The organism is Marinomonas sp. CT5 (assembly GCF_018336975.1).
Lineage (GTDB): Bacteria > Pseudomonadota > Gammaproteobacteria > Pseudomonadales > Marinomonadaceae > Marinomonas.
This window is the reverse complement of sequence record NZ_CP025572.1, coordinates 1,156,193-1,175,812: the sequence shown is the minus strand read 5'-3', so window position 1 is coordinate 1,175,812 and position 19,620 is coordinate 1,156,193. Positions and strand designations below refer to the sequence as shown.

18 protein-coding genes are annotated in these 19,620 nt (G+C 43.4%); 11 read left to right on the top strand and 7 right to left on the bottom strand.

Annotated elements, in window-relative coordinates; genetic code table 11:
• Positions 1-8: 8 nt before the first annotated feature.
• Entirely contained in the window at positions 9-2,114 is a 2,106-nt protein-coding gene (locus C0J08_RS05580; protein WP_212655117.1) for an alpha-ketoacid dehydrogenase subunit alpha/beta, read from the bottom strand.
• 159 nt (positions 2,115-2,273) lie between these two features.
• On the opposite strand from C0J08_RS05580, the gene C0J08_RS05575 reads away from it, so the two are divergent.
• Positions 2,274-2,756, top strand: coding sequence for an Lrp/AsnC family transcriptional regulator (locus tag C0J08_RS05575; RefSeq protein WP_212655116.1), 483 nt, complete (start codon positions 2,274-2,276; stop codon positions 2,754-2,756).
• Between the two features lie 62 nt (positions 2,757-2,818).
• On the opposite strand, the gene mdoH is transcribed toward C0J08_RS05575, so the two are convergent.
• Both mdoH and C0J08_RS05565 read right to left on the bottom strand, forming a co-directional pair.
• A complete protein-coding gene (gene mdoH, locus C0J08_RS05570; protein WP_212655115.1) occupies positions 2,819-4,972 on the bottom strand; it encodes a glucans biosynthesis glucosyltransferase MdoH in 2,154 nt (717 codons plus the stop codon).
• Positions 4,973-4,974: 2 nt separating this feature from the next.
• Positions 4,975-6,582 carry a glucan biosynthesis protein G gene (locus C0J08_RS05565; protein WP_249344524.1) on the bottom strand — a complete coding sequence of 536 codons (1,608 nt, stop codon included), beginning with the start codon at positions 6,580-6,582 and terminating at the stop codon, positions 4,975-4,977.
• Positions 6,583-6,862: 280 nt separating this feature from the next.
• Between C0J08_RS05565 and C0J08_RS05560 the strand changes: the two genes are divergently transcribed.
• The 4 genes from C0J08_RS05560 to C0J08_RS05545 all read left to right on the top strand — a co-directional run bounded on the left by C0J08_RS05560 (position 6,863) and on the right by C0J08_RS05545 (position 9,766).
• Complete coding sequence (locus C0J08_RS05560) at positions 6,863-7,630, top strand: M90 family metallopeptidase (RefSeq protein WP_212655114.1); 768 nt, start codon at positions 6,863-6,865, stop codon at positions 7,628-7,630.
• A gap of 217 nt (positions 7,631-7,847) precedes the next feature.
• Entirely contained in the window at positions 7,848-8,255 is a 408-nt protein-coding gene (locus C0J08_RS05555) for a ketosteroid isomerase-related protein (protein ID WP_212655113.1), read from the top strand.
• A gap of 31 nt (positions 8,256-8,286) precedes the next feature.
• Complete coding sequence (locus tag C0J08_RS05550) at positions 8,287-8,877, top strand: GNAT family N-acetyltransferase (protein WP_212655112.1); 591 nt, start codon at positions 8,287-8,289, stop codon at positions 8,875-8,877.
• A 16-nt stretch (positions 8,878-8,893) separates the two neighbouring features.
• Entirely contained in the window at positions 8,894-9,766 is an 873-nt protein-coding gene (locus C0J08_RS05545; RefSeq protein WP_212655111.1) for a carbon-nitrogen hydrolase family protein, read from the top strand.
• Positions 9,767-10,176: 410 nt separating this feature from the next.
• Here the strand turns inward: C0J08_RS05545 and ilvN are convergent, their stop codons facing one another.
• Positions 10,177-10,668: an acetolactate synthase small subunit gene (ilvN, locus tag C0J08_RS05540; RefSeq protein ID WP_110577225.1), complete on the bottom strand. Its 492-nt coding sequence runs from the start codon at positions 10,666-10,668 to the stop codon at positions 10,177-10,179.
• Between the two features lies 1 nt (position 10,669).
• The gene (locus C0J08_RS05535) at positions 10,670-12,382 is read right to left on the bottom strand and encodes an acetolactate synthase 3 large subunit (protein WP_212655110.1); all 1,713 of its coding nucleotides are present in this window, start codon (positions 12,380-12,382) and stop codon (positions 10,670-10,672) included.
• A 437-nt stretch (positions 12,383-12,819) separates the two neighbouring features.
• Here C0J08_RS05535 and C0J08_RS05530 point away from each other — a divergent pair, with 437 nt between their 5' ends.
• On the top strand, positions 12,820-13,080 hold the full coding sequence (locus tag C0J08_RS05530; protein ID WP_212655109.1) for a hypothetical protein: 261 nt from the start codon (positions 12,820-12,822) through the stop codon (positions 13,078-13,080).
• Between the two features lie 64 nt (positions 13,081-13,144).
• Complete coding sequence (gene queG, locus C0J08_RS05525; protein WP_212655108.1) at positions 13,145-14,224, top strand: tRNA epoxyqueuosine(34) reductase QueG; 1,080 nt, start codon at positions 13,145-13,147, stop codon at positions 14,222-14,224.
• On the opposite strand, the gene C0J08_RS05520 is transcribed toward queG, so the two are convergent.
• Positions 14,221-15,078: an acyl-CoA thioesterase gene (locus tag C0J08_RS05520; RefSeq protein WP_212655107.1), complete on the bottom strand. Its 858-nt coding sequence runs from the start codon at positions 15,076-15,078 to the stop codon at positions 14,221-14,223. The genes queG and C0J08_RS05520 overlap by 4 nt on opposite strands.
• Positions 15,079-15,254: 176 nt before the next feature.
• Here C0J08_RS05520 and moaA point away from each other — a divergent pair, with 176 nt between their 5' ends.
• The 4 genes from moaA (at position 15,255) to C0J08_RS05500 (ending at position 18,559) form a co-directional block, all read left to right on the top strand.
• Positions 15,255-16,280 (top strand): GTP 3',8-cyclase MoaA, encoded by a 1,026-nt coding sequence (moaA, locus tag C0J08_RS05515; protein WP_212655106.1) that lies wholly within the window; start codon positions 15,255-15,257, stop codon positions 16,278-16,280.
• A gap of 13 nt (positions 16,281-16,293) precedes the next feature.
• The gene (gene moaB / locus C0J08_RS05510) at positions 16,294-16,833 is read left to right on the top strand and encodes a molybdenum cofactor biosynthesis protein B (protein ID WP_212655105.1); all 540 of its coding nucleotides are present in this window, start codon (positions 16,294-16,296) and stop codon (positions 16,831-16,833) included.
• 5 nt (positions 16,834-16,838) lie between these two features.
• Positions 16,839-18,032 carry a molybdopterin molybdotransferase MoeA gene (locus tag C0J08_RS05505; RefSeq protein ID WP_212655104.1) on the top strand — a complete coding sequence of 398 codons (1,194 nt, stop codon included), beginning with the start codon at positions 16,839-16,841 and terminating at the stop codon, positions 18,030-18,032.
• A gap of 98 nt (positions 18,033-18,130) precedes the next feature.
• The gene (locus tag C0J08_RS05500; protein ID WP_212655103.1) at positions 18,131-18,559 is read left to right on the top strand and encodes a HepT-like ribonuclease domain-containing protein; all 429 of its coding nucleotides are present in this window, start codon (positions 18,131-18,133) and stop codon (positions 18,557-18,559) included.
• Between the two features lie 16 nt (positions 18,560-18,575).
• Here the strand turns inward: C0J08_RS05500 and C0J08_RS05495 are convergent, their stop codons facing one another.
• Positions 18,576-19,496, bottom strand: coding sequence for a LysR family transcriptional regulator (locus C0J08_RS05495; RefSeq protein WP_212655102.1), 921 nt, complete (start codon positions 19,494-19,496; stop codon positions 18,576-18,578).
• Positions 19,497-19,620 lie beyond the last annotated feature (124 nt).

Below are 19,620 nucleotides of genomic sequence, written 5' to 3'. Positions count from 1 at the left end.
GCCTACCCTCACACTTCAATCAGTTTTTTCATGGCATCAGCGATCTTTTGCTCGCTCGGAACCGCTTTTTCTAACAACAAAAAGTTATGAGGGTTAGGAATATCCGGCATGGTTAATCGCTGAATGGGCGCATCAAGACTAAAGAACAATTCGTCCGCCAGAGTCGCGGCAATCTCGGCACCAAAACCCGCGGTTTTATTGTCCTCGTGAACAATCAAGCAGCGTCCGGTTTTCTCCACAGAAGCCAGTACCGCCTCTTTATCCCACGGCTGAATAGTACGCAGGTCAATGACTTCTATACTCATAGCAAGGTTTGTGGCGGCATTCTGACAACGCTCCACCATCGCCCCCCAACACACAACGGTTAACGCAGTGCCAGTCAGGATCGTTTTCGCTTTGCCAAATGGGATAACATAGTCATTTCCTGGGTAGGGACGACGAGACCAACTATTGTCCAATAAAGATCTATGCTCAAAGAAAATGGTCGGGTTATTGTCTCTTAGGGCAAAACGCAGTAAACCAACAGCATCTTCAGCATTGGATGGCATGGCTAATTGCCAGCCCACTTTATGCGCCCACTCCACTTCATCACTCATGGAATGCCATGGATCACCACGTCGGGCAAAACCACCCGGAATTCTGACCACCATAGGTGCAGCAAATTGGTTATTGGTTCTCCAGCGCATAATCCCAGCATCAGAAAGTTGCTCAGCAGCAGGCTCAGCGTATTTACGAAACTGTATTTCGGGGACTGGCATCAAACCACTTAGCGCCAAACCGACAGAGCGCCCAATAATGCCCTCTTCCGATAAGCTGGTGTCGAACACTCGATCGCCACCAAACTTCTCATTCAAACCGAGGGTTGCCCCGTGAACACCACCTTTCGGTCCAACATCTTCACCAAACACCATCACTTTTGGGTTCGTAGCGAGCTCATAGTCCAAAGTTTTACGGATCGCCGTTAGCATATTTAGACGCGAACCTTCTGGTTTTGCTTGATCACTTTGAGTTGGAAATACATGACCGCTCGCCGCTAATCCACCGCGAAGCTGAACTTTATCTTTTTCGGCATAAACAAATCGCGTAAGGTTTTCAGGGTCAGGTTGCTGACGCGCTTTGGCTTTGTCTACAGAATGACGAATATCGCGATAACACTCGTCTTCCAAATCATGCCATTCATTCTCGGTCATAAAGCCATTATCAAGCAGATAACGCTTAAGCTTAGGCAGAGGATCTCTCGCTTGCTCGTCCGCAATAAAGTCTTTGTCTTTGTAGGTTTGCGTATCTTGGAAAGTGTGCCCACATAAACGCGGCACTTTAAGGCGAAGCAAACACGTTCCTTTACCTGAACGTACATATTCAACCGCTTCTTTTATCAGAACAGGCGTCAGCTCAGGGTCGGTTCCATCGCCATCAATAATCTTAAGATTTTTATAAGCTTTGAGATTGGCTACCTGATCGCCACCCGGCGTTTGCACTTCCTGCGGAACAGAGATGCCATAACCGTTGTCTTCGATATAAAATAAATGCGGTAAATTGTTGGTCGTCGATATGTTTAAAGCTGACCAAAAGCCATTGGTCGACATGGAAGAATCACCACCCATAGACACGGCGATGGCACCAGCGTAGCTTGAATCATTTAACTGATTTTTATAATAAAGAATAGACTGAGCCCAACCAGAGATAGGCGTATATTGGGCACCAACCCCACCACACATAGGAAACAACATAGCACCTTTTCTATCGACATTTGGATAGTTGCACACCACACCTATGTCTCTACCATCACTGTAACCATCGGCTTTCGCCATGGGTGACGCAACCACTTCATCCAAGTCAATTCCAAGACTCATAACAAAGGGTCTAGATCGATAGTAGCCACTTGCGGCATCGTGAGGATGAGTTAGTAAAGAGCCTAAAAGAATTTGCGCAAAATCATGTCCACGGGCTGAAAACTGATTAAACACTAACTTTTCGGGTACTAGCTCTTTTTCTTCTATCTCGTCCAAAGCACGAGATAACAGCATTAATTGACTAACTCGAAGCCAATCAAATTCAGGCTTTTGACGAATGACATTTTTGACACGATGATTTTTTTCTAGCAATTGATTCATAGGATTACACCATCTCTGCTGCTTTTCAGCTTTATTTTTATAAGTATGATGCTATTAATCTTATCCATGATGGCGCGAAATTATCTTTCTTAATTGCCGAGTATTTGCCAAACTGAGCAATAAAGTTTCTTCAAATAACAATAATTGGAAACACATTTTATGCTCGACAAATTTGACATCAGTATTCTTGCTGCCTTGCAAAAAGAAGGTCGTTTAAGCAATAGAGAGTTAGCCGATAAGATTGGTCTTTCCACCGCGCCATGCTGGCGACGCCTAAAACGCCTAGAAGATGAAGGCTATATCAATGGCTATACGGCGGAACTGAATCCCAAGAAGGTGAATTTAAATGTGATCGCGTTCGCGCAAGTTTCAATGGATAACCACCATCCAGAAACACTGGAGCCCTTTCTTACCGTCGTGGGCAAATGCCCAGAAATCCAAGAGTGTCATTCGGTGAGCGGCGATTGTGATTTCTTATTAAAGATCATTACCAAAGATCTAGTGAGTTACGATGAACTGTTAAGCAAACAGTTATTGCAAGCGAGAGGGGTTCGTTCAGTCAATACGATGTTTTCAATGAAACAGCCAAAGATAACCAGAGCCTTTCCCTTAAGTGAGTTCCCCTTCAACGATCATTCCTGACATAAAAAAAACGGCGCAAAGACAATTTGCGCCGTTTTAAACTTAGTCTAAATCAAGCTCACTTAAGCCAAAGCAAACTCTTCTGAAGAGGTATCTACTTGCTTATCTTTGGGCAGGTATTTCTCCATGGCCGCCATAAGCTCTCTATGTTGAAGAATAGCGAGACATTCTTGTTCATTCAGGTGATCTAGCAAACTCTGAATATTATCGCTATTAAGGATTTGCCATTCAGCACAAATCCACGCCCGGCAAAACTCTTTATCTGGAATATCCTCTGGCATTTGGACAAGGTGCCAATAAAACAAATCGGCATCAGAAGATAGGCGCTGCAAGGAGGTTTGAGCATCATCAAAATTCAGGCTTTCTTGTGCCTTATCATAACGATCCTGCATTTCAATAATAGGATGTGGGCGCTTCTCTTCAGGTGCGCGCATCAAGCCTAGGTGATGAATCACATTACCGCGTTTAGCGCCGCCACTTAACCATGACAAAGGAATAGACAAGATTAGGCCAAAGCTAATTGGCAAGGACCAATAGAAAAGCTCTTTACTCAAAAAGAGCGCGCCACCAGCTAGCCCGATACCTAACAAAGTATGGCTACAGTGAGCACGAGCGGCTTCTTTCCAAGGCGTTGCACCATCGTCACGAGATTGCGGCTTCCAGCCACTATCGCGACCTTTAAATACGTCATAAACCACTTGAAACTGCGACAACATTAGAATTGGCGCATAAAGCGCTGAGAGAATGGTTTCCACTAACGTGCTTAACGTCAGCAATATAGGACCACCAAACTGCATACAGCGGCGGAAATTCAGCATGGCAGAAAACCAACCATAAACCTTAGGAGCCAACACCAACGCCATGGATAAAACAAACAATGAACGGGCTTTTTCGAAGTCAAACACAGGCCATGTTGGAAATAATGATGGATTGGCAAAGTATTCAGGACGAACAAAATACGCCTGCACAGCAAGGGCAAAACCCACCACAATCAATAGCAACCAGAAAACGGCACTTAGGTAAGACATGATGCCAGACAACAAATGCAAGCGAGTGGCAAAATGGAAGCCTTTTGCACCAACAAATGCCTTATGCTGTAAGTTACCTTGACACCAGCGGCGATCACGAACAATGACGTCCACTAAAGAAGGTGGCGCTTCTTCATAGGAAGCACTCAAATCTGTATCAAAACGCACTCCCCAACCTGCACGACGCAATAAAGCGGCTTCCATAAAGTCATGACTCATGACATGGCCACCAAATGGCGCCTTCCCTTTAAGGACCGGTAGACCACAGGCTTCGGCAAAGGCTTTGGTTCGAATAATGGCGTTGTGTCCCCAAAAGTTAGAGGAATAACCATGCCATGCCGCCAAACCTGACGCGTAGATAGGACCAAAACAATGGTTAGCAAACTGTTGAATACGACTATATAAAGTATTGGCGCGGATAATCGTTGGTAACGTTTGAATTAAACCGAGATTTGGCTCGGCGGCCATACGACGCGTCAAAGAAATTAAACAATCCGCGCCCATCAAGCTGTCGGCGTCCAAAACAATCATGCATTCATAATCACCGCCGTAAGCCGTCACCCACTCAGCAATATTACCCGCTTTGCGCTCTGCATTATTGTAACGACGGCGATAGTAAATCGGACAAGCCGATTCATCATGATTCAACAAAGGGCGAAAAGCCTGCTCTTCTGCGATCCAAGCATCTGCCCTGTTGGTGTCACTTAAAATAAAGAAGGCAAATTTACCTGGCGCCTGTTTCAACAAGTCTTCATGCATGGCTTGGATATTGGCACGAATCCGCAATGGGTCTTCATTGTAGACAGGTAGCAATATTGCCGTCACACCTTCAACATCTTGCTCATTACGAGTATATGAGAAAGGCCACAGCTTAAAAATCACACCCAAGGTGGCTTGGGAGAAGGCAAAAGATATCCATGTAAAGTTAACGCAGAACAACACCAAAAACGCCCACTGCAAGCCGGCAATCGCATTGGTATTCAGTACGGCATACATTTCTGTTGCGCCGTACCATGACAAACCAATCGTACACACCAAGACAAATAGGCGCGATAATATTGTCGTAAACTCAAAGCCTTGTATCCTGCTTTTTCGCGCCCCTGCCTCTTCGTTAACGGCATGACGAGGCATGTCTAAATTCGACTCTTTGGGCAATGCGCGATTAATAGCGCTCTCCTTTAATAACATGATTATTCCTTAATCCAGCGATACAACCAGGTAGGGGAAATGGCGGTGCCTTCCTGTTTTAATTGAACCCTTAGCTCGGCCAAACCGGCATCTTGAGGATCAAAAGACACATAAACACGGACGCCATTTTGATGTGGGTTTTTAACGGCAATTGCTTCGAGTATTTTGCCTTTACTAATGCTGGCATCAATGGTCAGATCATCGACATTCACATCCGGCATCTTATTAAAATCAATAACGACCTCAGGGTTTGTCTTAAATAACTTCACCCCCTTGGCACTTCTTACAACACGTGGAGAGTCTAATGAAACCGGCGTGTCGTTCGACCACGTCATCAAATATTTATAGGTATAAGACTGACCTTTTTTAAGACCTTCTTTAGGTTGCCAATACGCAACGATGTTGTCATTGGTTTCTGAGTTGGATGGAATTTCAACCAATTCAACATGCCCTGCGCCCCAATCGTTCATTGGCTTAATCCACGCCGAAGGACGAGTATGGTAGTTCGCTTCTAAATCTTGGTAGTCTTCAAATGCGCGATGACGTTGAATCAAACCAAACCCTTTTGGAGACGTATCACTAAAAGCACTGACTTGCAGCGATTTTGGGTTATTTAAGGGGCGCCACAACATTTCGCCATTACCCGTTAAAATCTGCAAACCTTCAGAATCATGAACCGCTCTACGATAATCTGGGACATCGGATGCATCTAAAGATGTGTTGTACATATACATAGACGTTAAAGGTGCAATACCGACATTATTCAAATCAACTCGTGGAAACAAAGTGGCTTTCACTGAAATGTGCGTTGGCTTGCCAGGGTAGATACCAAAACGATAGGCCCCTGTGACGCTTTTACTGTCTAGTAACGCATGAACAACAATGGCATCTTGGCTTGAGGATGGACGCTCAATCCAAAATTGTTTGAACATAGGAAACTCTTCACCCTTTGGCTGAGCAACATCGACCGCGAGACCGCGTGCTGATAAACCATAAGACTGCCCCTGCGAAATGGCTCTAAAATAACTTGCGCCTTGAAAAACCACGAACTCATCATTGACGTCCGCTTTGTTAATTGGGTAATGCAGTCGTAGCCCAGCAAATTTCCCTACCTGAGAGATCAATTTACTAATTTCTTCATTGGGTGTTTTGAATGAATCAGAAGAGACGTTTAGAGGATAGGCGCGACCATTTTCAACCACATCAATAGACACTAAATCATTGAATATAAAACCGGGGGCAAAAAGCTGGACAGAAAATTTAGTCGGCGTATTTCCCCAAACCGCTTGGTTTTGCTGGAAGTTAATTTGTCGATATTTTGAATAATCCATATCCGTTAAATCTTGAGGCGCTTTTTCAGCTGGCTTCATAGGCGACTGAGCAAGCTTTTTTGCCAGATCAATCACTGTCTGATTTGAAAATCGATACCCTTTAGACTCTTGATCTACTTGAATGTTTTCACTAGCAGGAGCTGATTCCGCTTGAACGTCGGACTCTTCCGCTTGCGCATACCCTAAAGTATTAATTAATAAAGACGCGAATAAAGATCGTTTTATTAACCAAAATGAATGGGTGCGTATATTAGATATAGAAGTTAAAAATAATTTCAAAGGAAGCTCTCTCGTTGCTTAATTGGAGTTAACCAATCCTCAACATAAGGATGACGTCATATATTTGACCGCTATCATATAATCAAAAAAGCATGAGATTAAGGCAGCAAAGTCGGAGGAATTCATAAGAATTAAGGAGAAACACGACTTTACTAAATTGTGTATTATTCTATTCCAACAATTTTGCTAATAATTACCTAATACCTTGTTATAAAAAGACTTAGCCATTTACTCAGCAATCAAGTTGATACCAAAATGGCCACTAATCGAGAGCAGCGCCATGTTTAAACAACTCACTAACTGGCTAGAAAATCGACGTATCGACGCGATGGGATTCACAGAAACAGAATGGGAGGCGGCGGTCTCAGACTGGCCTGTCATGAACCGCTATCAAGGCCCTGAGCGGGAAGCTCTTCGAGAAATGAGTTTGCATTTTATTGCTCGTAAGAACATCGCTCCTGGTGGTCAATTTGAGTTTACAGAGAGCATGTGCTTAAAACTCGCAACGATGGCTTGCGTGCCCATTTTGCATCTTGGATTAGATTGGTACGATCATTGTCAGACGATCATTCTATATGAAGGCGATTTTATCGCTAATCACCCTTATCAGAGTGAGGATGGTGTCATCCACCCAGAAGGTCGGGGCCTGAGTGGTGAAGCATGGCAACGTGGACCTTTGATTCTATCTTGGCAATCTATTTTAGAAACGGGTCCATACGTGCGACACGGTAAAGCCAGTAATGTGGTTATTCATGAATTTGCTCATAAGCTAGATATGTTACGAGATGGTGCCAATGGTGCGCCACCAATGCACCCAGACATGAAGGCGGGAGAATGGCACGACATTTTCACCGAAGCATTTCAACATTTACGTAATGATTGGCAACATCATAAGCACCTTCCTCTAGATGAATACGCTCTAACTAACCCTGCTGAGTTCTTCGCTGTATGCAGTGAAACCTTTTTTGAAGACCCTATAATGATGAAAAAAGAAATGCCGGATGTCTATCGGCTATTGTCTCAGTTTTATCGACAGCAGCCAGCCTGATCATTTATACCTTACACTTCTAAGCGTTCTACAAATACCAAAGTAGCGTTTGCAATAAACGCTGCTGATTCTTCCCGAGAAACACTACCCAATGATGAATACATTCATAGACGACAAGCTATTGCTTGTTTTTGCCAATGCCATAAAAAAGCCTTTCTCGATGCGCCAGAAATAACTAACATTTGGCCTTTATTTTTTATTTTCTGGAGCCCTTAACATGAGCCAAGAAACAGTTGAATTACTGCAAACTTACTACAATGCCTTTAATGCTCAAGATATGGACACCTTTTTGTCTTTGCTGACTGACGACGTTATTCATGACATAAACCAAGGCAACCGAGAGATAGGCAAAGACACCTTTGCCACTTTCATGGACCGCATGAACAAAAACTACAAAGAAACCATCGTCGACATAGTTGTGATGTCTAATCCATCTGGTGATCGTGCTGCGGTTGAATTTACCGTATTAGGTGAATACATCGCCACGGATGATGGACTGCCCGAAGCCAATGGTCAGGCTTATAAACTGCCTGCCGGTGCTTTTTTTGATATTCGTGACGGCAAAGTGGCGCGTGTCACCAACTACTACAATTTAGAAGATTGGATCGCACAAGTCTCCGCATAACCCCATTTCTGATCATGGTAGAAAATAGACTATGCTGTCATTCCAAAGCTTATCAGGCTCCGCTTTAAATCAATATATTGATGAACTCGCCCACCTGCGAATGGGCGTGTTCCGTGACTTCCCTTACCTTTATGATGGCGATGCGCAATACGAAGCTCGCTACCTTAAAACCTATATTGAAGCACCAAATAGCGTGATCGTCTTAGCATTTGATGGTGATAAAATCGTCGGCGCTTCAACGGGTTTACCACTGTGCTATGAAACCGATGAAGTTACACAGCCATTTAAAAAAGCCGGTTATGATCTCGATGAGATCTTCTATTGTGGAGAGTCAGTACTCTTACCTGAGTATCGAGGACAAGGGGCTGGTGTCGCCTTTTTTGATCATCGCGAAGCCCATGCAAAAACTATTGCAGGAATCACACACTCTTGTTTTTGCGCGGTACAACGTCCAGAAAATCACCCTGCTCGGCCAGATAATTACCAACCTCTGGATCGGTTCTGGCATAACCGTGGCTATGAAAAACACCCAGAGCTTGCCACTCATTTCAGTTGGAAAGAAGTTTGTGAAAAAACAGAATCTCTTAAACCCATGACATTTTGGATGAAATCCTTAGCGTGAAGGCGACAGACCTATTATGAGCAAATTTACACTGGCTACCGCACAATATGACATTGGCTTTTTCCACCAATGGGAAGAGTTTGCCGAAAAGCTAGCGCGCTGGGTAACCAATGCGGCACAACAAGACGCTCGACTCTTGGTCTTCCCTGAGTATGGCAGTATGGAACTGGCTTCCCTATTTGGCGAAACGGTTTATCGTGATTTGCAGCAACAGCTTCATGCCATGCAAAGCCTATTACCAAAGTGGCATGACCTGCATACAGAATTAGCAAAACGCCATAACCTATTTATCCTCGCCAGTAGCTTTCCTACTCAGCAAAACGACGGTCGTTTTGTCAATCGTGCATACCTTTTTGGTCCCACTGGGCTTGTTGATTTCCAAGATAAACTGATGATGACGCGCTTTGAAAACGAGCAATGGCATATTAGTGGCGGCGATCAGATAAAAGTCATGGATACCGAACTGGGTCGCATTGGCATTCATATTTGTTACGACTCAGAATTCCCTATGATAGCCAATCGACAAGTGGCTGCGGGCGCCGATCTTTTACTCGTACCAAGTTGCACCGATACTCAAGCAGGTTTTCATCGAGTACGAATCGGCTGCCAAGCTCGTGCTTTGGAAAACCAATGCTATGTTGTGCAATCCCCGACCATTGGCAACGCACCTTGGTCCGAAGCGGTAGATGTGAATACAGGACGTGCTAGCGTCTATACGCCAGTGGACTATGGTTTCCCTGATAATGGCATTCTAGCAGAAGGCGAAGACAACCAAGCTGGCTGGGTATTTGCCACTGTGGATTTATCCGAAATCGCCCGCATCCGTGAACAAGGCCAAGTATTCAACTACCGAGACTGGCCTAAGCAATTTAATCTAAACGGCCTTTAGCGTGATTATAATTAATTGTTATTTATACAAACCTTACAATAAAAGTTTGATGGCTTTGCAGTATAAAAGCCCTGTGAATATTCCACTAATTTAAAAAAGGATGTTCTTATGCTGCAAACCTTAATACGCATTTTACTCCCCACTTTATGCTTTTCAGCAACAGCCAGCTTTGCTGAAACATTCTGTCATGAGAAAACATTGCCATATAACAGTTTAATAGTGCGCATGCTCATTTGAAAATTAGTTGATGCTAAAAGACTTTCACTTAAACCGTAAACTTTTACTTAACATGTTCAAATTACGTTACCAATTTTTTGATAGATGAATGAAGTAGGTTTAACCATAAAAAAAGCCCCCAGTAATTGGCATCTCCAACTATTGGGGGCTGTTCATATCAATAAGATAGACGCTTACAAAGACAGAGTCTTTTCACCGCGAGCAATACCAGAAACACCTGTACGAACTACCTCAAGCAAATGAGCACCGCCCAATGCTTGCAAGAATCCATCAAGTTTATCTGACTCACCCACGATTTGAACCGTGTAAATAGACGGTGTCATATCGACGATGTTGCCACGGAAGATATCAACGGTACGTTTCACTTCCGCACGCTGAGCACCAGTAGCACGAACTTTAACCAACATCAATTCACGCTCAATGTGTTGACCTTCAGTAAGATCCACTAGCTTCACCACATCAATCAACTTATTTAGCTGCTTAGTGATTTGCTCAACCACTTGGTCTGAGCCAAAGGTTGTTAAAGTCAAACGAGATAAAGTTGGATCATCCGTTGCCGCAACGTTCAACGATTCAATGTTAAAGTTTCGCTGAGAAAACAAACCAACTACTCGCGACAAAGCACCTGGCTCGTTTTCCATCAATACAGAAATAATGTGTCGCATATTAGGTTCGCTCCGTCTTGCTCAAGAACATATCACGCATAGAACCACGTGGTACTTGCATTGGGTACACGTGTTCTTCTGGATCTACGTAGCAATTGATGAAGACCAATTGGTCAGTCATTGCAAACGCTTCTTCCATTTTGGCGTCAAGCTCTTCTTTGGTACGGATTTCAACGTATTTATGACGGTAAGCATCCATCAATACTTTAAAATCAGGCAATGAATCCAAGTAAGAATTTGAATAACGTCCTTCATAGTTCATGTCTTGCCATTGGCGAACCATGCCCAAGTAGCCATTGTTCAAACATAGAATTTTTACTGGTAAGCCGTATTGCAAGCAAGTTGAAAGCTCTTGGATATTCATCTGAATACTGCCTTCGCCTGTCACACATACAACGGTTTCTTTAGGGAAGTTCATCTTCACACCCATAGCGGCTGGAAGACCAAAACCCATAGTACCTAAACCACCAGAGTTAACCCAACGGTTTGGTTTATCAAACTTATAATACTGAGCAGCAAACATTTGGTGCTGACCTACATCAGACGCCACAAAAGCATCACCTTTAGTCGCACGCCAGCAAGCTTCAACTGCTGCTTGTGGCTTGATCTTCTCACTGCTCGTGTCATAACGACCACCATGCACTAAGCGCCACTCATTAATTTGTTTCCACCAGCTTTCAAGCGCCTCAGTATTTGAGCTTTGACCCTCAACCAAAGACAGCATCTCTTCTAAAACTTGCGTAACAGGACCAACAATAGGCACATCAGCTCGAATCGTTTTAGAAATAGCGGCTGGATCAATATCGATGTGAATGATTTTAGCGCCTGGACAGAATTTATCAGGGTCATTTGTCACACGGTCATCGAAGCGTGCACCCACAGCAAGGATCACATCACTGTGATGCATGGTCATGTTCGCCTCGTAAGAGCCGTGCATGCCCAACATACCCACAAACTGCTTGTCTGTACCTGGGTACCCACCCAAGCCCATTAGTGTGTTGGTAACAGGCACATTCAAAGATTTAGCAAGCTTCACCAAGGAGTCAGAAGCTCCGCCCATAATTACGCCACCACCAGCATAAATAATTGGACGCTTGGCAGCCAACAACAGATCAACGGCTTTTTTAATTTGCCCACTATGGCCTTTTGTTGGAGGTGTGTAAGAACGAATAGAAACCGATTCTGGGTATTGATATTCGTACTTATCACCAGGCATGGTCATGTCTTTTGGCACATCAATCACAACAGGGCCAGGACGGCCAGTTGTAGCAATGTGATACGCCTTTTTCATGATCATAGGAATTTCAGAAGGATGCTTAACGGTAAAGCTATGCTTTACAATTGGTCGAGATACACCAACCATGTCTGTTTCTTGGAAAGCATCTTCACCGATCAGATAACTCATTACCTGGCCACAAATAATGACCATGGGAATCGAGTCCATGTACGCCGTCGCAATACCTGTCACGGTATTGGTTGCGCCAGGACCTGAAGTTACAAGTACTGTGCCAGCTTTGCCCGTTGCACGTGCATAGCCATCGGCCATGTGCGTTGCAGCTTGTTCATGCCTAACCAGAATATGCTTTACATCAGATTGACGATGCAAAGCATCGTAAATATGAAGTGCGGCTCCACCTGGATAACCATAGATATATTCAACTCCTTCATCTCTGAGGAAGCGGGCGATCATTTCACCACCGGATAATAACTCCACCTTGTTACCCTCTATAGTATTTATCTGTCTTTTAATTTTAGTACGGCTATTGTAACCGCATAAGACAAGCAGATTAAAGTTGATAGAACGAAGTTTGCTAAACTAACTGAGGTAACTTTTAAAATAAGGGACATTTATATAAAAGTAACAAACACTCAAACGCAAGAAATCGCAGTTTTTACACTGCCCGCGTCTTTTCGCGAGGAGAAGCATAGAATAACAATATTGCGTCATACTACACTTGTGCTTATCAGAACAAATCTGATTGAGATGGGCTAGTGGCCCACAAAAAGGAGTCATCGACAGGGTGTCGTCGAATTATATAGATTTTCATTTTGTCTTTACGACTTAGTTTTGTCAACACAAAGCATATAAAAACTTGCTCTAATCCACGCTTCATGGTGTCATAGCGAGATTAATTGATTAGGAGTTTTACCATGGCTAATGAGCTTAACCAACAACGAGTTATTGATGAATTTTTACGCTGTTTTCGTAAGATGCTTATGGATCCAGAACTCGCTGGTGAATTAGTCCGTATCGCCAAAGAGAATATCAATCAGCCGAACGCTTACCAACGTATTGCTGAAGAAGTATCAAACCAAACAACCATTAAGATTCAAGAAGAGCATACTGAGGCTGACCGTAAATTTATCAACCTATTGATGGACGTTGTAAAAGGCGACTCTCAACTCTACTAATCTTTATTGTTACTCACGCTAGGCTAATTTTCCCTAGCCTAGCGTCTACTATTTCGGTATCGATTTGCTTCCTCCGTTTTTATCCAGTCCAGAAGAGTTATCCCAACTTGCTAGCGATATAAAGTCGTGGGCAATAGAGTTAGGCTTTGCGGATGCTCGCATTGTCGAACCTGACTTAGCAAAGCACAAAGACGAATTTAAAGAGTGGCTGGACAATAAATATCACGCAGGGATGGACTATCTTGCGAACCATGGCGACATGCGCTTTTACCCAGAGCAACTCCACCCAGGAACGCGTCGAGTTATTTCTCTACGAATGCATTACCTTCCTCAATCTGTCGAAACCGTAAAAAGACTACAAACCAAAAACAAAGCCTATATTGCACGCTATGCACTGGGCCGTGATTACCATAAATTAATCCGTAAGCGCCTTACTCAGCTGGCCAAGAAAATAGAGCAAACTGTTGGCGACCATGGCTACCGGGCCTTTGTCGATAGCGCTCCTATTTTAGAAAGACAAATTGCCGAACAAGCTGGCATGGGCTGGATTGGTAAAAACACCCTATTACTTACGCCAAAGGCGGGGAGCTGGTTTTTATTAGGTGAGATCTTTACCAATTTACCACTTCCTGTTGATAAGCCAACACAGACTAGACACTGCGGCAGCTGCTCAGCTTGCCTAACACAATGCCCTACTGACGCCTTTGTGGAACCTTGGGTGCTTGATGCGGGAAAATGTATTTCCTATCTGACTATCGAACACAAAGGCTCTATTCCAGAAGAACTACGCAGTAAAATGGGCAACCGTATTTTTGGCTGCGATGATTGCCAGTTGGTATGCCCGTGGACTAAGTTTGCTAAATACACTGAAGAAGAAGATTTTCAGCCAAGACACAACTTAGACTCAGCGGATCTGGTGGAATTATTCGAATGGGATGAAGAGACCTTCTTGAAAAACACCGAAGGCTCCCCTATTCGCCGCACAGGATTTGAAAATTGGCGTAGAAATATTGCTGTAGCATTAGGTAACGCACCAACCAGCCCAACCACTACACAAGCTCTTGAAAAGGCCCTGCCCCATGCCTCAGAGTTAGTAAAAGAACATGTTCTCTGGGCTCTAAAACAGCACGACCACTTACGTTAATCCGAGTAACGTAATAGTCCTTCTTGGGCGGTTGAAGCAACAAGTTCGCCTTTCTGATTGAAAATTTGCCCGCGCACAAAACCTCTACCAGAATCAGCCGATGGCGAATCCGCGACATATAACAACCATTCATCCAACCTAAAAGGCCGATGAAACCAGATAGCATGATCCAAACTCGCAGCGGTAAGGTAAGGACTTCCAATTGAAATACCATGAGGCATCAATGCGGTTTCAATAAAACCATAGTCGGTTGTATAGGCCAACATAGACTGATGAACTAAGGCCTCATCAGGCAAAGCCGACACACTTCGAATCCACATATGGCGTTTTGCAATTCCTGGACGAGGTCGGAAAGGGTTTTGATTTTCGACTATTCGATATTCAATTGGTCGATCAGCGGTAAATAAGTCTCTGACCTTTGATGAAATCTCATCGGCATGTTCTCGATAAAGCGACAATTCAGACTTAAAAGACTCAGGCCCTGGGACATTTGGCATGGCATCTTGATGAACCAAACCATCCTCTTCAATATGAAAAGAAACCGTCATAGCTAAGATGCTTTTACCAAATTGTGAAGCTATCACCCTTCGAACACTAAAGCTTCGGCCGTCACGAACGATTTCAACATCATACTCAATAGGATGGGAAGAGTCCCCTGGACGCAAAAAGTAACAATGTAATGAATGCGGAAACCGCCCTTCAACCGTCTGCGTAGCCGCACTGAGGCCTTGACCAATAACCTGACCACCAAAAAGTTTCGGAAAACCGATATCTTGACTGCGACCAATAAACTGAGTAGCCGACACACGCTCTAACTTTAACAAACCAATAAGATTATTAACGACCTGACTCACGACATCCCTCCTACTTCAATAATTATTCGTATTATGTCGTGTTTAATACGACAGTCAGAACAAAAAAACTTTATAAAGTACAATAATACTAAAAATATAAACGAAATCTTTTTTCTCACTTTGCTTAATCAGTATTTTTTTGCTTTTATGGGGAACAATTTTGTGGAGGATCTATCTTGACTACGTCTGCTCTAATCGACCCATTTGGTCGAAAAATAGACTATCTTCGTATTTCCGTCACCGACCGGTGCGATTTTCGTTGCACCTATTGCATGGATGAAGAGGTTTCCTTTTTGTCTAGAGAACACATTCTCTCTTTAGAAGAAATTGTTCATGTTGCTAAAACCTTTATTTCCATGGGTACCAAACGTATCCGTATTACAGGCGGCGAACCATTAGTTCGTAAAAATATCTTATGGGCCATAGAGCAAATCGCTAACACCCAGGGATTAGAAGAACTGACGATTACTACAAACGGCTCGCAGCTTTATAAAATGTCACGAGATCTACTCAATGCAGGCGTATCAAGAATCAATATCAGTCTCGATACACTAAAAGCTGAGCGCTTTTACGCTTTAACTCGACGAGACAAGTTCCAACAAGTTATAGATGGTATAGAAACCGCTAGCAAACTGCCGTTTAAGCGTTTAAAAATTAATAGCGTCATGCTGAAAAATCATAACGATGACGAGCTTTTTGATCTTACTCAATTTGCTTTAGATCACAAAATGGACATCAGTTTTATTGAAGAGATGCCTCTTGGCGTGATCACCGACCACAACCGAGCGGCAACCTACCTATCAAGTGACGATGTTATCGACTCTCTTGGTAAATACTATGAACTTACCCCCAGTACGACTACCACCAGCGGACCAACACGTTATTATCAAGTAGCAGGGTATGAGCATAAAATTGGAGTGATTTCTCCTCATAGTCATAACTTTTGTGATACTTGCAATCGTGTCAGGCTGACAGCAGAAGGGCGTTTATTATTATGTCTTGGCAATGATCATTCAAAAGACTTAAAAACCGTACTTCGCAAGCATTCATATCATGCGACACCATTAGATTCTATAGACCACAACTCAGACGAGTTAGAAAGTGCCATTATTGACGCACTCGCTCTGAAACCCCAAAAACATTATTTTAATCTCGAAGAAGCCCCTCAAATACTGCGCTTCATGAGCGCAACCGGAGGCTAAACAAGGAACTCTCATGGCTAAAACACCCACTCCTTTTCGCCCACTTAACATCAGTGTCTTAACCGTTTCAGACACACGATCCATTGCTGAAGATACCTCAGGTGATGCGCTCATTGAATTACTAACGAAAGCAGGCCACAAACTCAATGAAAGGAAGCTAGTGAAAGACGACGTTTACCAAATGCGTGCTGTCGTTTCCAACTGGATTGCCGACAAAGAAACTCATGTGGTGTTAATCACTGGCGGTACTGGATTCTATTCGAGAGACAGCACACCTGAAGCCATGACACCACTGTTCGATAAAACTATTGAAGGGTTTGGTGAACTATTTAGACAAATATCTTATGAAGAAATAGGTACATCAACGATTCAATCCCGAGCAATTGCAGGAATGGCAAATCAAACACTCATTTTCTGTTTACCAGGCTCCACTGGCGCGTGCAGAACCGCATGGAATGGCATTTTGGAAGAACAACTCAACGCCTCTCATAGACCTTGCAATTTCGTCGGCATGCTTATTGGACCATACGTTCCTGCTGTACATGAGGTATAAAAGATATGTCCGCTTTGCTCGCTTTTGAAGACGCCCTTAAAGAAATTAAACGCAGTGCTAGTGTTCGTGTAGACAAGCAAACCATCCCTTTAATTAATGCTGTAGGCAGAGTTCTTGCCGATAGTATCAGTGCAAAAATATCTGTTCCTCCCCACGATAATAGTGCGATGGATGGCTATGCCATTGCCAGCTCCGACTGGCAGGCAGGTAAGCAATTTACTGTCAGCCAGCGTATCCCAGCGGGTCATCACCCTGAGGTTTTAATACCGGGAACCTGTGCTCGTATTTTTACTGGCGCTAATATTCCAGCTGGCGCCGACACCGTTATAATGCAGGAAAACGCACAATTAATGGGTGATAAGGTCATCTTCAATGAACAACCAGAAGCTGCTGATAATATTCGCCCACGAGGCCAAGATATGCATATGGGACAAACTGTCATCAAAGCAGGTGAAAAAATCACCCCCATACACATAGGCCTTTTATCCAGTCTTGGTATTACCGATGTGACTGTTTTCAAACAATTAAATGTGGGAATTCTGACTACTGGTAACGAGCTAATACCTGCCGGTGAACAACTAAGCAACGGACAAATTTATAACTCAAACGGTCCAATGCTAAGTGCTCTTGTGAACCATGCTGGCCACCATGTTCGCCATTGCCTTCATGCTGCTGATACACCAGAAGACACAGAAATCGCGTTAAAAACTCTAATACAATCATGCGACATTATCCTATCTTCTGGCGGTGTTTCCGTTGGCGAGGAAGATCATGTAAAAGGTGTACTAGAAAAGTTGGGGGAGGTACATCTATGGAAAATAGCCATTAAGCCAGGCAAACCTATTGTTCATGCCACGCTAGATGGAATTCCATTTCTTGGCTTACCAGGAAATCCAAGTTCTACTTTGGTGACCTACCATTGGTTCGCTCGCCTACTTTTGTCTATTTGTTCTGGTGAAATGGCTGAACTTCCACAACCTTACCTTGTCGATGCAGGCTTCAACCGCGACAAAACAATCAAGCGAGATGAGTTTTTACGCGTCTCCATTGGCAAAGATGGTCTGGCTTATGCTCACCCACAACAGAGTTCAGGTGCTTTGCTCGCGGCTTGTGAAAGTCAAGGCTATTTGCATGTAAAAGCGAACACACAAGTTGAATACGGATACTCCTACCCTTTTTACCCTTTCTCAGGTTTCTAACTTCTCACTTTTCTCATAACTCACCTAAACTACTAACAGCACCCTAAAACAGAGTGCTGTTAGTATTAATAACGCAATATCTCTAGCAGGCAAATAATATGAGAAATACAGAATGGGAAAACTCCCTTTATGAGCATCAACATTCCATGATTAAACGGCTTGATGAATTTAGAAAAGGAGCAAAAGCGGTTAACTATTCAAAAGACGAAATCATGATAATTGAGCATTCGTTTCAACTACTTGTGGCTTCTATGCTGGACTTAGCAAAATACGTATTGAAACATCATTACAAAGCAGAGGTTTCCTCTCGTAAAGACGTTCTAAATGCGTTAATAGGAAACAAAGACGTCACTTATGAACAGGCTGAACAAATGCGTTTTTTAATACAATTACGGGATAAAGTTTTACACGACTATTTAGAAGAAAACTTCTCCCAATTAGAAGAAGCCATGACCCTAAGACGATATAGTTTAGTAGAAGTCTTAACAAAAGAATGGATAAACCGTTTATCCAACCAACCTTCATAAGCAAATAGCAAAGGAATTACTCAGCTGAATCTAAAAACGCCTGAGACAATAAACGTCTAAACCAGACATGCGCCGCATCACGCTGAAAACGCTCATGCCACATCATCGAATAATCAAAATCCCGCGTTTTAAAGGGAAGCTCATGAATCTCAATCCCGGATTCAGTCTCGATAATATGTTCAGCAAATAGCCTTGGTGCCGTAAGCAGCAAATTACTCTCTCGCATCACTCGTGCGGCCGGTACAAAATTAGGTAAATGAACAGCAACATGACGTTTATGGCCCATTTTATCCAATTCCCTATCCACCGCGAAATACTCCCGACGACCTAAGACGACTTGCACATGGCTAGCGGTTAAATACCCCTCAAGAGTCAATGTCTGGTCAATATCTACATGGCCTTTCCGAGCCAAGCAAACCATACAGTCTGTCTTTAATCTCATGGCTCTAATTCCTGTAGGGGGCTCTTTAGACAAGACGGCAACAGCAACATCAACATTTGTTTGGTCTAACTCAGACGCCATATCTTCGTGCCAAGATTTAACCTCTAAAATAGCGTTGGGAGCTTCTTGGCGAAATTGATCAAGAATTTTATGCAAAATCGTTAAACTGCCAAAGTCAGTGGTCGAAAGAATAAACCGTCTTTTACTGGTCTTTGGGTCAAATTCGCAGGGTTGAATGAGACTTTCTAATCCTGTCAGGGTATCCGATAATTGGGACGCCAAACTCAAGGTTTTGGCTGTTGCAGAAAGGCCATGGGAAGTTCGAATAAACAGCGGGTCATCAAAAACTTCGCGCAAACGAGAAAGTGAACGACTTACAGCAGGCTGGGATACATTCAATCTCGTAGCAGCTTTCGTAACATTGAGTTCTTCAATTAAAATATGAAAAACATACAATAAGTTCAAATCGATATCAGACAAACGTATTTCTGACAAAACAACCCCCAGACAAGCTTGTTATAATTATAACTCAGAATCATAACAGGCTTTCGAGGGCCAGCAATAGAAGTCTCTAAGGCACGAACAAAAAATTACATGCCCCCTCAGTAAACAGGGGCTT